Below are 15,527 nucleotides of genomic sequence, written 5' to 3' on the forward strand. Positions count from 1 at the left end.
CCGTGATGTTTGAATTCGGCGCACGATCGACAGGCGATCCATTGTTATATCCGTCGACCAATTCGCTGCCGGCGAAGAGGTTCGGCAAAACCGGAGCGACCCCGTCCTGTCGTCGGCGGGTGATGCGAAGGCGCTGTTGCGTGCAGCAATATCCTGATCTCGTCAGCTTTTGGAAAGCTTGCAGCTTCAACAATCAGAGAATCTGACCCTTGCTGAACCAACTGCTGCCTGGCCGTAATCCAGGAAGTGCGGATTGCTGCAGGGCCTATGCAAACATGAGGAGAGCAGGATGGATCCGGTTGACCCATTCTTCGATTCAGGAGCCTGGATGCGCGAATACGCCGCCCTTCAGGGGCGGACTGGGCAGCGAGCGGGTAGCCCAAGCGAGCAGGCTGACTTTGAAGGGCGGCTGCAGGACTTGAACCTCGATCCGAATGATCATAGGAATTCAACTTCGCCTGATCGGTCTCCCGCAGCAGGTGGTCGAGCCGTGCGGAGGGACGATTTTGGCGGTTCGATGCGGGCGCCGCCGCGTTCCAGTTCTAGGGAGAGCGCGCTAGGCGGCACGCGCCGGAGCGTAGACATTCCGAGCTTTCAGCTTCCCGCTTCGGCGCAACCGCAGTCTAGTTTGCGAGATGATCTGTTCAGCAGCGCACGCTACAGCTTTCCGGAGGCTGGGTCTGCCGCGTCGGCCAAGAGTGGAAAAAGCCGCGGAATATGGTCACGCTTCAAGTCGGGACTTGGCAAGGCCCTTGGCGGGAGCAGCGCAAAGTCGTCGCGCGACGCGGGGCAATCTAACGTTATTTCGACGAACCTACGAATTGATCACGCCAGGCAGCCAGGCCGGACGCGTGGGGTCTCCCGGGCCGATGAGGAGCTCATCGAGGATTTCCGAAACAAGGCGGCGGGTAATCTCAGCGACGGTACGATCAAGAACGCGGCAGCCGATTTACGCCATTTGAGCGCGCGCCTGAGCGACGCCGGCAGGCCCTCGATTGCCGATCGAATTCGCCGCGAACTGGAGAATGCGCAGCTGGAAAATCCCGATGTGGAAAACCAGCAGCTGGAAGCTGAGCTCGATGAGGATGTCGACACCTACGCAAAGGACCGCGGCAGGCGCATCAAAGCGGCCCTGAAGAAGCTTCGTGAAGTCGGTGCCGGAAACACGCTGGCAGCCGATGTCCGCCGGCTGGCCCCTCGTGCTGAGGACGCAAGCTTCATCCGCATGTGGGCGGCGGCCGAAAAGGCAACCGGCAGGATCGATCCCAAGACGATCGATAGGCAAACTCGCCGCATGTTCAGGCTAAGTGAGTGGCTGCAGACGCACGACAGACCGCCGATCGCCGGCCGACTTTCTACCCCTGGTCTTGTCCAAGACGTCGAGGAATACAAGCAAGAAACCAAGGACGGCAAGATCAACGCTGATCTGGCCAGGCTTGGCCTCTACCAGCAAATCCTCGAGGCGAACAGGGCATTGGGATTGCCGCCTCCTGAGTACGCAGGTCAGCCTTCTGAGGTGGCTGCTCCACGGGCCCACTCGCCACAGGAATTTCCTGCAACGCCTGCCACGCCGAGCGCGGGGGCTTGGCAGTGGCTTGGAGAGCAAATGCACGGGCCCGGTTCATCGACGCCGGCGCCGCACAGCGGTTGGCAGGCCAGCTCATCTCAACCGCTTCCCGCAACGCCTGCGACGCCGAGCGCTGGAGCCTGGGATTGGCTTGGTGAGCAGATCCATGGGCCCGCCTCACCAATGCCTGCGCCGCACTGGGCCGCGCAGGCTCATCCGCCATTCGAGCTTCCAGCCACTCCGGCCACCCCAAGCCAGGGAGCTTGGGCCTGGCTTGGGCAGCAGATGCAAGAACCTGCATCGCCGTCGTCCGTGAGGCCTCGATCGTCCAACATCTACGGCGGTCTCGAATCCTTCGTTGATCTGGATCCACCCACACCGCAAGACTTGCGCGACGATGCGCGCTCTGCGCCAGCACCTGAATTAGCGGCCGCTTCGTCGTTCGCGGGCCCACCCGGGGCCAGTTCGGAGCTGCGGGACATCGGAGCGATCGTTGGGGGGGATTGGCACCACGGTTCCCAGGCGGCCTCAGAGGTGTTGATCGATGTGCTGGGCAACATCAATCTGCTGCCAAACCAGTTCGGGCCAAGTCAATTTGCGATTAATGGGGAGCGCTATTCGGCGACATTTGGACCGGGCGGTCGCAGGGATATTCGCCTGATCCATCACCCGCGCATTGGCGGGATGAACGAAGCCGGGCCATCCCGGCCGCTACACCGCCCAGCGCCAATCGTAAGCGCAAGACGACCAGGGGAAGGTGTGGTTGATCTTGGCCATCTGATCCGGGGCGGCTGGGAGCACAGAGAGCGGTTCCTGCCGCCTTACCTCGTCCGCGTTCTGGAAGGCGAGCGCATCATGCCCGCGCCGGGGCGGCCGAGCTATTTCGAGATCCGAGGAATGCCTTATAGGGGCGAGTTGGTGGAAAACGAAGGACGCCAGCGCGTCCGCATCTATCCCGAACCTCGGTGAAGAAACGGTTGGCTGCAATTCCAAATGCTCGTCAGGCAGCGCGCGCGAGGCATTCCATCACGCGGACGCTTCATCGATGCAGATTGCAGAGGTGGCGTGCGTACACGCCTGATTTCAACGGCGATGTTGGCTCTGTTAGCTTCCCAAGCGGCCACCTCGCAGCTCGTCGGTACATCGTCTTCTCCGACGTCAGAGCGCCGGATCGGTCCATCTACTTTTGCGGAGCTCTGATTAGAGGAGTTGATTTTGCGGCTCGTTTTAACTGCTGCTTAAACCCTATTGACCCGCAGGCATGTTGCCGCATTGTTGTGTCTCCGGCTTTCCGGGAGTCAGGCCACCCGGTCGAGCCGCTTCTTCGCGCGCCGCAAGGTCGAGCCGGGCGTCCTGGCGGGTCTTGTCGCAAGGCGGCGATGTGCCTTGCACGAAAGCGACGTCCCGCCCTTCCTAATTCTCCTCTGGTTATTCATCATCAAGTCAGTCGCCGAATCTCCTCTGGAGAAAACTGCTCGAGCTCGAAGGTAAATTCGTCGGGATCAATGGAGACAGGAGGAGAGAGGTGATCATCCCGTAGTCCGTGAAGCGCGTCGTGCAGGTCCTTTTCCAGTTGCCGCAGCTCCCCTGGAGAAACGGAAACTGGCGAGTCGCTGGGTTGATCATCGAGATGATCCAGTACTCGCCGAAGATCTGCCTGAGGGAGCTGCTCTAAATCGGATGCGACTTGCTCTTGGCTGAAAGCCGAGGTGGCGAGTTGATCATCTCGCCCCCCGGTAAGCTCCTGTGCGTCTTCATCCTCGAGCAGTCGCCGAAACTCCGCTGGAGAGAACTGGTCTGGATCAATGATAAACTCTACTTGATCAAAGGAAAACGAGGGGGCCGGGGGATCCTCCGATTGCCGCTGAAGCTCGTTGCCCAATTCCTTTTCCAGTTGCTGAAGCTCCTCGGAAGGCAGGGAAGCTGTCAAGGGAATAGCTTCGTCATCAAGATCGTCCCACAAGCGCCGAAGCTGCTCCTGAGGAAGCTGCTCTGGCTCGACCGCGACCGCCCCTTCGAGGAGAGCCGACGGGACAGCTTGATTGTCGTGTCCCTCCTGATGCTCCGCTTGCCGATTAGCTTCGTACGACGTGCGGTGCTGCGCAGCGGCGATGTCGATGCGTGTCGGTTCTGTCAGTAAGGCGCCTTCGGGATTGATGAGCGCCGGGTTCTGAACGGAAGGATTGAGCTTAGCGCGCGTACGCGCCGGACGCACGATGGGCGCGACGGTTCCCGTCGACCGAAAGGTCCGCAGATGCTCTAATGCTCTAGCGAGTCTATCGCTATTAGAGGCACCGCTGAACTCGCGCATGTCACTGCCATCGTTCAGCGATTTGCCGTCTAACCGAGCAACAATGCTTGGTTTGTTATTTGCGAAGAGCCAACGACTATAGCCAATAAGAAAACCTGCATGCTGCTTCGCCGTAACGGCAGCCGTCCCGCCCTCAAAAAGCGCCTCCTCAAGCCTGAAGATATCGGCAGCATCCTCGGGATAAAGAGGCCGTCTGTCCCACTGTCCCCGGATTATGACGCCCGTTGAAGCGACCGGCATTGCTCCGCCACTTCCTGTCGAAGCGGCGCTTGCGTTCGGTTTCCTATATACCTGAACTTCTTCCAGATCGTTCAGCGTCCTCTTTCTTTTCGATGCTCTCGACTGAACTGTGTCAGGTTCATGATTGATGGGGACATCCTCGCTTGCCAGGAGATTGCTTCTGGCACGTGGATCCATCGCTTCGTCCGGGGATTGCTGGCCATCGCTAGATGTGTCTTTCGCCGAGGGGAGCGCGCGCGGTCGCCCGCGAGAAACCGAATGACCGGAATCATGAGACGCACGAAGCACGCTTACGCCTGTCTTCATGAGGGCGTCTTTCGGAAAGTAAGTATCTAGGTGAATAACCAGGGACTGGTGGTCCCTTAGGTCAGTCGTTTGGCCACGGCGGCGGAGATCATTCGCCAGTCGAAAAAGTGCGTGAGTATAAAGCTTGACCGTGTTCGGTTGTAGGCCCTTCTGAGCCCTATATTGAGCAATCGCCCTGTCGATAAGGTCGCGGTCTTCGGCAGCTAGATGGGGATAGGAGCTACCAGGGCCGACGGACGCAGGTTCGGACTGCCTTGTCTCAGCCAAGTGCTGCTCAAAGCCTTCTTGTCCGGTTTGGCTCGTTTGCAGCTCTTGCGAGTCGTCGTGCTGCACCTGCGGCCAAGCTGGCACGTTAGACGGGTCAAAATCTTGCGGATCCATGCTAACCTCTCGTCCAGGATCACCTGAACAGGTCTGCCTAGTCGGGCAAGCTTTCGAGAACCTGACGTGGTTAAGGTTCCGTACTTGAGGTTATCGGCGTTGGCCAATCCCGCAAATGACGGCGTTCGGTATCAGCCTCTTCTCGACGATCCGTCGACCGTCCCTACAGACCTAACGTCCTCCATTTGCAATCACTTACAGGTGGCATCCCTTTACATCGGATGTCACCGGCTTATCAAACTCAGATGCAGGACCGATCTTGCAAGCAGAGCGCAGAGTTCCGCACCCGAAGGCGACAGCAAAGGGGGCGGCTTGCCATAATCAGAAGAAAACCAGCGTAGACACCAGCAGATTGAGGGCATGCTGGGTGTGAAGCGTATGTGTGACGCTTGTCGGGTTGTGGATATATGACAGTCCGGCGCTTGCATAGATGCCCGGGGCAAGATGGGCGGTATATGTGCCCGTGATCGCCAGGGTATCGCGATGTGCAAGCTGGCCTTTAGCCAGGGCAGCATCCACGGCGAATTTGCTCCAAGTCGTGTTGCTGGCGACAAGAGCAATCAGATCCTTGGGGCGGCTTTCAAACGGCCCTTTCGTATAGAGACGAAGCTCGTAATACTGGCTGATCCTGTTGAGGTCCGGCGGAGCTCCCATGACAGAGAATCCGCCATAGAGTCCGCGAGACGGCGAGCCAGTGGCATCAGTTTGCCAGAATTGCCGGTCCGCAGCGATGTAACGGAAATTGTTGCCGCTCACTCGCTGTTGATCCGGGTCTGCCAAATTCTTGTAGCGGCTGGTGTTGAAACCAGCGCCGGCCCGCAGCCATGTGTCGGGTGCTCCAGGAGCGGCCTTGCTCCTGTAGCCGATTTCATCGATGAGAAGCGTGCCCGCATTGGCCGTGCTCCAGTTCAAGCCGGCGGGATTCTCCCTTATCTCGGCATAGGGACCATCCGGACTGATTGAGCGCTGAAGTGAGAACTTGTTGTAGAAGCGATCATCAAAATTGTACTTCAGGTTGACCGCCGGCGTGGGCGCAGCATTGGTGCTCACCCCTGCCTGGATTAAGGCGAACATGTTTGATCCGGTCATCCCTCCGAACAATGTGCCGGCAAACTCATTTTGGTTTCTCAGGTAACCAAGTTTGAGTTCGAGTTTCCTGTCGAGCAAAGTCTGGTAGTAGGCGAGCGTGTTGAGTCCCGCTCTGTCAGGCCCTGGGCGATCCCACGTCCAGTATTGCTGCTCGCCTCCGACAACGATCTGGCCATCGGGAATGCCAAATCGGCTGAGATCGTAAGTGACGATCAAGAAGTTCGCCGAAGCGAAGGTCGGGTTCTGGCCCATGTAAAGCTGGTTTGCGATTGGGCTTCTCGCTGCATTCGGCAGCTGATTATCTACAAGCATGTTGTGTGTCCAGCCGATGTAGCCAATACCGACATCTGCCAGCGCAGACCGAACGCCGCCATTCTCCTGATCAATCGTATCTGCAGGGCCAGGTATGGCGAGCCACAACCCCTTTTCACGCAGATTGTCGTACCTGGCGAAGGGATCGATGGGCTTTTCCGTTCGCGTCTGAGCAAATCTAACAACACTGCTGCGCTTTTCGCCAGACGCATCGGCGCGTGCCGCAGACCATGGGCGCCGAGGCTGGATTGCTTGACGCATCATCCCGGTCCGCAACATTGTCGCCCAAACGGAAGCTTGTCTAATTTCGCTGGCTTGATCTACAGTATCGTTCCCGGGATCGAGCTCGTCCTCGGTTTGTGCCCGCGCGGAGTTGCCGGACAGCAGGCAAGCTGCCAGCGAAACTGCGAGAGCCCGTCTAAATTGTTTGCCGATTGGCCGAAACGTGAAAGCAGTTGCCAAGGCGGCGGAAGATGTTCGAAGCGACGTCGCCGCAAGAATCCAATCACGCATAGTGTACTTCAGGTCCGTATCAGTCAGTCATGATTGGGACGAACTGTCGCCTGAAATGGCCGAGAGTGGCATCCCAACATCTTCGCCGCCGAGAAGGCAGCAGATGATCCGCTCTGCAATTAACTTGCGCATCAGGCCGGATGGCCGAAAGAGAGCAGCGCGCTGATGCGGCGGGGAGGTTTATGACGAGTGCCGTTACTTCTCGCTGTCATTTTATAAACACAGCCTCGCTTCTTGCAGTGGAGCAGAGTGGGCCGGCGTTGGCGGGGCCATTGCTGGATGACCCCTTTACTGATGACTTGGCAGGCGCCAGAAAGCAAATCCCGTGAGGCACGAGCCACGGGTTCATGGAGTTTTGTGATGCTGTTGGACCAGACAATCGACAGGAGGGACCAGCCGGCTCTGGAATGCGTGCGCTCGAAGATCGCACTACGCCCATCCTGGTCATCCCAGGTGAATGGACGAAACAGCCTTCGGGCCTCTTTGGTGGAGGCGGGCGAGCAGCTCGCTCGGTAAGGACCGCTGGGACGGCCGAATCTGTCTTGCATTGTGGGTCCTTCCGGTGCGCGGCTTTCGTTGGTCTCGCTTGGCATGTGCCCGCGATCTCATTCAACCTGCTGACATTGGTAGTTGATCGAGCGCAATGGTTGCCCTCCCTATGAGCAATTGAGGCTCAGCTGTCGCTTAAGCGGCGCGTCTTGAGTGAAGCTGCCGGCAGTCGGGACTTTTGGGGCGCGTGAATACCGCAAGCGCTCGGATCGGCGAAACAGACCGGTCGAAAGAAGAACGCTGAACGAGGAGCGATGGCGATGATCGACGATGCGGTCGGCTCGGATTTGCGACCGCTGTTGCGACAACCGTCACGATGCATTCTCCGGGTTTTGATGCTTCTCCTTGTTGTCGTCAGCTTTAGTGCTGTTGGCGCCTGGCTTTGGGCCGGCCTCGGGGAGCTTGTCGGGACGGAAACCCACGAAGTCGATCCAATCGTGAGGTCGTCATTGGATGACAGAGCTGCCCTGTCCGAGATAAAGTGGGCACAGCTGAAGGCTAGCGATGAGATCGCAGAACTGAACCGCAGGATCCATGCCGCGCGGGAGGACCTCAAGGGGATATTAGATCAGATCAGCGTGCTGACTTCGCGGATCGAGTCGCTGCAGAATTCAACGCATGTCGCTTCCACGCCTTCCATTTCTGCCCCACCGTCCGCCCAGGCTGCTTCGAGATGGGCCAAGAAGCGGCGCGGTCAGTCCACACCACAAGGACCTGTTTCCGTTGGAGGCGCGCCAGTGATCGCAGCACCCATGGCAAGCGCACCTTGACGTTTCGATCGGCTACAGGCGTGACCAGCCTCCCAACCGGTCCCACTGTTTGGGCCAAGTTTCGCGATGCCGTTTATCGCCCTAGGATCTAAAGGCTTCGACGGGGGCCTTTTGAAGGTATTCGTGCCAGGTGGCGGAGCGCGTTCCACGTACCAGGTCGTGAACGACATATCCGCGGAACGCGTCTGTAATCAGATCGTTGCCAATTCAGGCACGATCTGGAGGGAGGGGCATCACGCAGCCGATGCCCCTTCGACATCTGCACAAGATGAGGCCGACGTACTACTGACGGCCGCGGCACGACCCCGCAATTTGCGTCTCTCGTCAACTCGGCGTGCCGTGTCAGTAAGCCGTAGCAGGAGCAGAAGCGCCACGATAGATCGATTCCACAGGGGTGGAATATCGTATTCGCCGGTTGATCCGTGCGGACAAGGGAGTTCGGCGACTTCAGGTTGCGGGGTCAATTATAGCATTGAATGCTCCGCCTCATAACGACCATTTCGCCTGGCTGCCACAGACGCTTCGTCGATTGCTCCTTTGCGATGCGCGTTGATATTACAGATCTGCTCGCATGTGTCACTTCTCAATAGGGCGTGCGGTCGAGATGAGCGTCGAACGCGGCAGCAACAGCGCGAATGACAAATCGGTGCTCTGGTTTGACTCGGATGAACCCTTGCTTGATGTCAACTATCCCGTCTTTGGCAAGCATTCTCAGGCGGTCAACTGAATCGAGAAATGGCATCGGAGCAAAGCCGTGGGCGGAGCAGATTGCCGGCACGTCGGCCTGCAAGTCGCACATCAGCCGCTCGATGATTGCGGCCCGAAGGCGATCTTCGGCGGTGAGGCAGTGGCCCTTTGAGGTTGCCAGATGGCCAGCACTAATCAGTCTGCTATAGGAATTGGTTGCCGTCTCGTTCTGCACGTAGCCATCGTGTAGACGGCCGATGGCTGACGGACCAAAGCCGATCACTGTGTTACACGTATCGGCCGAATAGCCCAGCGAGTTGCGGCGAAGCCGGCCGGTTCTCTGCGTGTGCGCGAGTTCGTCGTCCGGGAGAGCAAAATGGTCGAGCCCGATTTGGCGGTATCCGGCGGAGACCAGCGTATCTGCCATGGCTGCAGCTTGCTCGGCGCGCGCAACATTGTCAGGGAGCATCGCTTCGTCGATTTGGCGCTGGCGTTTCATGTACGAGGGAACATGGGCATAACCAAACACCGCAAGGCGGTCGGGCCGCATGGTCAAGGCCGTCCGCGCTGAGTTCACGCAGGATTGCACGGTCTGATGCGGCAATCCGAAGAGCAGGTCGAAATTGATGCGGCTTATTCCATGCTGGCGAAGGCGTTCGACGGCCAAAGCGACCTGCGCTTCGCTTTGGACACGGTTGACCGCCCTTTGAACCACGGGGTCGAAGCTTTGCACGCCGATGCTCGCGCGGCTGACGGCCGCTACTCCCAAGGTTTCCGCCATCTCGGCCGTGAACGCGCGGGGGTCGATCTCGACGGCGAGCGCGGTCGATTTGCTGAACGCGAAACAGCGGCGCAGGAGCTCCATCAGAGCCAAGAAATCTGGCGGTGGGATGATAGTCGGTGTGCCGCCGCCGAAATGCAGGTCGCTCACTGGAAGACCGTGAGCCGTTTGCTCTGTGACCAGACGAATTTCCTCGCGTACCGTCAGCAGGTAATTGCGAACCGGCCGCTCGCTGTGAGCGAGGCTTGTCGGGAAGCCGCAATACCAGCAGATCGAACGGCAGAACGGAACGTGAAGGTAGAGCGATGCGGATTCGCCAGGCGGCAGCTGCTGCAACCACGCCTCATAGGTCGTGGCGCCGACCGCAGCAGAGAAATCCGGTACGGTCGGGTAGATGGTGTACCAGGGCAGGCGAGCATCGCAATATTTGTTTAGGAGTGAGGTCTGCACGCTTACCGTTCCGCGCTGATACGGTATGAGGCTGATGCGTATCCTCTGCTGTGTCTTTGCGCTACGTCAAAAGGCGTTGCTCTGATCCCGAAGCTGGAGACCCTTCTTCGATGTACGAGCTGGGAGCGGTGAGGAAGTCAGGTGCTAGCCATCATTTGCACCCCGGCGAAAGAACAAATGTCTCACATAAGCTCGGCCGCGCGGGCTCGATACGCCCAACCATTATGCGCAGGAACAATCAATATCGGAGCGCACATTGCGCGTGCATTCTCAGACGCGGGGCTTTTGCGGCAAAGACAGGATCCAAGGTGTTGCCGGCGGCGAACCAGCCGGCCTCAGCCTTTCAGACTTGGTTTCGGTGGAAAGGCTGATGTGGATGCCCAGATGTTCGATCGAGTCAGAAAATCACGCTAAGTCCGATTGGTAGTCCGCGCCACTAAATCTGCACAATCTTTGTCAGTCACGCCTTTTCAAACCTGCGCAGACGGGGTTTGAGCCGGTTCGCAATGCTTTCAGCGACGTGGGCGCGAAACGCTTTGGCACGCCATGGAGTGTTCCGGGTTGCGTCCGAGCTGCCTTGGGTTGTGCAGGATGAAATGGCATACGCGAACGGGGATAGGGATAGTATTTGCGCGGCGCCGCGAGATGCAGCGAGTAGAATGCTCTCCGAGCTGGGATTGTCAGTCAGGCAGTGTCGGTCGATGAAACTCAGGGTACGAGATGGTACAACGTGACGCAACGTGAGTTTCAATAGCCGTCGAACCGGCTAAGAAACATTTTTGCACTTCCGCCTCAAAAGTATAGATGAGCCTCAATTCCGCCACGCCGCTTGTCTCATTGCGCCAAGCATCGTCACGGATGTACTGATGATGTTGGGGCCGCCCCGGCGCACTTCCAACCCCGGCAGGTGCGTCGGGGCGCTTTGATTCGGCCGCGCTATTGTGAGCGCTACGAGTTCACCAATTCCCAACCAGGCCCCAGGATGGGCCGGAATCGCAAAGCGCGGGCGTTGTCAGCTTCTGTGCTGGCCGGTACGTCCAAGTCAGACGATACGCGTGTGTTCTGCTTCGAGGCCACAGGTCGTTCGTTTTGGAATCGTGCCGGCTATTGTCCTGGCCCCCGTTAGTGCACGATGACCGCAACGACAGCCGGAGCAAAGGCAGTTCGAACCGCATCTAGGTGCGAACCAACTGCACGCCGGCAATGAGGAGAACCGCTACAAGGATGAACCTAATGGCTGTTTGGCTCAACCATTTCAGGCCGATAACCGTTCCTGCGATGGCTCCTCCCAGTGCGGCAATTGCGTAAATGGCCGAATCCGAACACGGAAACTGGCCGGTGAAAAGAACTCCGACGAAGCCCACCGTTGAATTGGCTAGGATAAACGGAGGCGACAGCAGGGCGACTTGTCTGGCTGACGCCCAGTTCAGTGTCACGAGCGCGGTCGCCAGGAATACTCCGCCGCCCACGCCGGTCAGACCCGAAACCAACCCGATGACCGATCCAATGCTGACGCTTCCCCAGAGCGGAGCTTCGAAAACACGATGGGCAATGCGGCCGCGCCGCACGATCATCACAGCGCTCGCCAAAAGGAGGACAAGACCGGTCAACGTCCTGTAAACGTGCTCCCCGAGCACCAGCAAGCTACCGGCAAGTGCCGCTGGCATTGATGACAATAGAAGCGGCCGGAGCGCTATCCAGTCGATGGCTTTGTTGCGGTTTAAGAACCACGTGGAATAACTCGCGACAACAATGTTGAGGCCAAGCGCCGTCGGGCGCATCTCTGTGGCAGGCAAGCTAGAAAACGCCATAAGCGCTAGGAACGCGGTTCCACCCGCTTGGCCAACCATTGCATAGAGCAGGGAGATAACCGCGAAGAACAGGGAAAGCATACTTCACCAACCTGCGAGAAGTTCTTCGCTTGCCTTGCACTGACTGCATGCAGTCCCAATTGTCTTTCCGCGAGGGAAGAAGTCCAAGCGAGCGCTTAATCGGATGCCGCGCGTCCGGACGCCGCATTTGGCAGCGGCCAAGGTTCCTAGAGCATTGCCAGTTGTCGATCGGCTTCTTCAATTGCCAGCATTGGTACTTGACCAGGATGCGAAAGTAGTACGCGAGCAGCTCGGCTGTTTGAAAGGCGCTTGGGACCCGCCGCGCCGAGCGGCACTCTTTCCAGGCCGTGGGAGCCTTGCGCAAGTGGCGCTGTCGCGTTTCCTCCAGATGTCGCCAATGCTCCAAGCGCTCGTGCGCCGAAACCGGGCTCTTGCCTTGAATTCCTGGTATCGAGGATTGATTTTTGTGAGGCCGCCAGTTGGTACGACACTTGCTGATCCGCGCCTAGGTCCTCTCCCTTTTGGAGATGCGCATGCAAGGTGTCCTCCGCGGCCGGCAGGTTTCGTTTCTGCGCGTATCTCCCGTCGCTCGCCTGGCGCGCGGATCATCTGTGCCTTCAATTCAGGTGCGCTGGACCTCTTCAACGCGCCTGATCAGGCGCCGGGCCGTCATATCACGCGGTCACCTGCTGGCGCGGCTCTTCCGTGTTGCTCGCAGACCGCGTTCCCGACGCCGTCGAAAGACGGAGGACGGAATTCGCGACAGCAATTCGCAAGATGGGGAAGAAACAGTCACCCTCCTGTCCGCAGAAAGCAGAAGGCCGATGTCGGAACTGCGTAGGTCGAGTTCGGCACCGCCAAGTTGGCCAACGTGCTCCGTTTCGCTTGAACCGCAAAGTTCAACGTTCAGGATATCATCGTGCTCGACCGTGAGGCAAAGCCAGGTGTCTTTCGGGCAGCACGGTCGCTCCTTACCGTTCAATCTGAGTAGGGCAGATATCGTCTTTCATAGCTGGTTGGCATCGCCAGCTGGATTATCACGAGCGATCGGGGCTGCTGCAGCCGACACAGACCGTCAGACGAACGCAATGCGGTGATCGCCTGCTTGGCCAGCGCGTCATCGGCGAGCGGGATCGCGGCGTTTGACAGGACGATTATCGCGCCGTAGCTGGCGGAAGGCGAAAAACTCGGGATGGCGTCTGACGCAGCGCGCGCTCTGAACTTCTCGAAGAGCAACTAAGAGTTCAGCTCATGGAACGAAATTTGGCTCCGCCTGAAACAAACGTAATCGAACGCAGCGATGGCGAACCGGATCGGCGTGCAGATGCGCCCATCGTGGATCTCTTTAGCTTCACCGAATGCGCAAACCAGACGCACTCGCTGAGAGCGTTGTTTGATCTTCTTGTAAACCGTGCCACCGAGGAAGGATTCAGTGAAGTTGCTTACGGAGCCCTCAACTTCGTCGAGCCGCTGCGGTTGGCTGAGTATCCACCGCCGACTGTCGCTGTGAATTGGCCGCCGGCCTGGTGCGATCGATACTTCAAACACAAGTACCACACCATCGACCCGGTGGTCCGGCGGACGCCGATGCATGCGCGTCCGTTTCTGTGGGACCAACTCGCTGACCACTATCAGCTACAACCGGACGAGAGACGCGTATTAGATGAGGCCAGAGAGGCCGGCCTAAAGCATGGCATGAGCGTGCCCCTTTTTGGCCCATTGGGCCAAGTATCTGTGGTGTCCTTTGCGTCTCCGTCCGACGATGCTGATCCTCAGGATCGCATCGGTCATCTCAACGCCCTGGCTTCGCTCTTTCACAGCGCCTATGGCGAGATTGCTCGACCCTCTAATAGCGGCTGTGGGAAAAAAATTGCGTTATCGCAACGGGAGATCAGCTGTATGCGGTGGGTGGCGGAGGGGAAATCGTCCTGGGAAATCGGCAGGATCCTAGGAATTAGCGATAATACCGTCAATTTTCATATCAAGAATGCGATGCGAAAGCTGGGTGCGACCAGCAGGATCCAGGCGACCGCTATCGCCATTCGCCTCAATATTCTTTGAGATTGGCTAAGCCGTTACGCCAAGCTCTGGCTGGCTCATGCCGTTTGTCAAGCAGTGCTTGGTTGAGACAGGCGAGGGCAAGCCGAACGTCGCGTGAGGTTCTGGAGTTCGTCGGCGCATGTCAAGCCGACTGGGTCGTTGACCACGGACGGTGGCTGCGGTCGGCTCCGCCAGCGAATGATCCAAGCTTCGACGAGCTCGAGCGAGTGCAGCCGGCTGGGTTGCGAGGGGGGAGCGTTTCGGAAAAAGAACCCCGACCATTGGTCGGGGTTCTCGATTGATTAACAAGGCGCGCGCGGTGTTCGCTATTTTGCAAACGCCGGGCCGAACTTGTAGTTGAGCCGTGCCGTGACAAGATCGATGTCCTGGTGAGCGCGATCGAAGCCAACGGCCGTGGGGAAGCTTACGGCACTGCCCTGCATGAACAAGTGATTATACTCGAGGCCAGCCGACCAGTTCGAAGTCAGGCTGACTTCGGCGCCAGCGCCGAGCGCACTACCCCAGCGCACATCGTTGTTCCTGCCAAGCTCGGTGCCAGCAGCCACTGAGTTGACGTGATAGGTGTTGCTGGTCACCGCCGCACCGCCCTTGGCGTAAAGCAGCACGGCATTGAATGCGTAGCCGATGTGGCCGGTGAGCAATCCAAATGCATCTGTCTTGGTGCCAATGGTGTCCGCTGGGAAGGCGGTGCTGACATTAGAGCCACCGAAATTGGCCCAGTTGCCCTGACCTTCGATGCCATACACCGTTCTGAAAATCTGCCAGCGATAGCCGATCTGGCCGCCGACGGTGCCGCCGGTCGAATTGTGGCAGCCCTCGGGAGTGACGCCGTTGAAATCCCAGCAATTGTGACTCGATCCCCAGCCTCCATTGAGACCGATATAGTAGCCGTTCCAGTCGTTGATCGGAGCTACGACCGGAAATGGTGGTGCCTTGATGTTGACAGGCTGCCCGACGAGGTCAGCGCCGAATGCGGGAGCTGCAGCGCAGACCGCGATGCTTGCGGTCAGAATCAGAAAATTCTTCATTCCAGTGTCATTCCTTTGATGTCCCCCGGCGCCGTGCGTCTTAACAACATGATTGCGAATTGCTGTAACTGAGGCACAACATTTCTCCGCAAGAAATGGGTCGAAACGCACGGTGCGTCAGGTTGTGAGGCGCCTGACTTGCGACGCGTGGACGAAATGCAACGACATTAATAGGGGTGCCTCGTTGCGCCTCTACCTGAAGGCGGTGCGATCGTGATGGCACTATGCGACGCAATGCTGTGAGCATTTGCTGAAGCAGCGCTACAGACTCTCGGCGATACGTCCGATTACGCTTGGTTCTGCGGAGTTCGTCATAAACCTCAAAGATGAAAGTGTCCCTGTTTGGAGCGGGACTTGAATTTTTCTGGGGTAGGAAGTCGTTAATCGACTTAAGGTTGTGGCAACGTCGGAAAGGACCATCAGAGGCATTGATCGATCTGAATCCGGACGTCCTGGAAGTCCGAGCGCTAATGGCGAGCTGCAACTGCTCTTGCCGCGACAGGAGAGCCAATCGACGGTGCGCCCCCAAGATCGTTTGCCGCAAAATGTTGGCCACCGCACTGGATGATGCTCGCATCGAAATTGCTCAGACGCGTGCCAAGCTGCCAGATCGGGTGCGCATTGTGTCTCGTCGAGGCATAGCGTGCCTG

Annotated in this window: 9 protein-coding genes; 3 read left to right on the plus strand and 6 right to left on the minus strand. The window is 58.4% G+C overall.

Annotated features, from left to right (window positions below; genetic code table 11):
- Positions 1-628: 628 nt before the first annotated feature.
- Positions 629-2,536, plus strand: coding sequence for a hypothetical protein (locus ACVIW0_RS07280; RefSeq protein ID WP_461351702.1), 1,908 nt, complete (start codon positions 629-631; stop codon positions 2,534-2,536).
- Positions 2,537-3,005: 469 nt separating this feature from the next.
- On the opposite strand, the gene ACVIW0_RS07285 is transcribed toward ACVIW0_RS07280, so the two are convergent.
- Positions 3,006-4,805, minus strand: coding sequence for a hypothetical protein (locus ACVIW0_RS07285; protein WP_461351703.1), 1,800 nt, complete (start codon positions 4,803-4,805; stop codon positions 3,006-3,008).
- Between the two features lie 321 nt (positions 4,806-5,126).
- A complete protein-coding gene (locus tag ACVIW0_RS07290) occupies positions 5,127-6,719 on the minus strand; it encodes a carbohydrate porin (RefSeq protein WP_461351704.1) in 1,593 nt (530 codons plus the stop codon).
- An 803-nt stretch (positions 6,720-7,522) separates the two neighbouring features.
- Here ACVIW0_RS07290 and ACVIW0_RS07295 point away from each other — a divergent pair.
- On the plus strand, positions 7,523-8,038 hold the full coding sequence (locus ACVIW0_RS07295; RefSeq protein ID WP_461351705.1) for a hypothetical protein: 516 nt from the start codon (positions 7,523-7,525) through the stop codon (positions 8,036-8,038).
- A 583-nt stretch (positions 8,039-8,621) separates the two neighbouring features.
- On the opposite strand, the gene hemN is transcribed toward ACVIW0_RS07295, so the two are convergent.
- The 3 genes from hemN to ACVIW0_RS07310 form a co-directional block, all read right to left on the minus strand.
- Complete coding sequence (hemN, locus tag ACVIW0_RS07300) at positions 8,622-9,956, minus strand: oxygen-independent coproporphyrinogen III oxidase (RefSeq protein ID WP_461351706.1); 1,335 nt, start codon at positions 9,954-9,956, stop codon at positions 8,622-8,624.
- Positions 9,957-11,131: 1,175 nt separating this feature from the next.
- Positions 11,132-11,848 (minus strand): sulfite exporter TauE/SafE family protein, encoded by a 717-nt coding sequence (locus ACVIW0_RS07305; protein ID WP_461351707.1) that lies wholly within the window; start codon positions 11,846-11,848, stop codon positions 11,132-11,134.
- Between the two features lie 918 nt (positions 11,849-12,766).
- Complete coding sequence (locus ACVIW0_RS07310) at positions 12,767-13,024, minus strand: hypothetical protein (protein ID WP_461351708.1); 258 nt, start codon at positions 13,022-13,024, stop codon at positions 12,767-12,769.
- A gap of 99 nt (positions 13,025-13,123) precedes the next feature.
- Here ACVIW0_RS07310 and ACVIW0_RS07315 point away from each other — a divergent pair, with 99 nt between their 5' ends.
- Positions 13,124-13,849, plus strand: a complete 726-nt coding sequence (locus ACVIW0_RS07315; protein WP_461349783.1) for a helix-turn-helix transcriptional regulator — start codon at positions 13,124-13,126, stop codon at positions 13,847-13,849.
- A gap of 305 nt (positions 13,850-14,154) precedes the next feature.
- On the opposite strand, the gene ACVIW0_RS07320 is transcribed toward ACVIW0_RS07315, so the two are convergent.
- On the minus strand, positions 14,155-14,877 hold the full coding sequence (locus ACVIW0_RS07320; protein WP_461351709.1) for an outer membrane protein: 723 nt from the start codon (positions 14,875-14,877) through the stop codon (positions 14,155-14,157).
- Positions 14,878-15,527 lie beyond the last annotated feature (650 nt).

The organism is Bradyrhizobium sp. USDA 4454 (assembly GCF_054822705.1).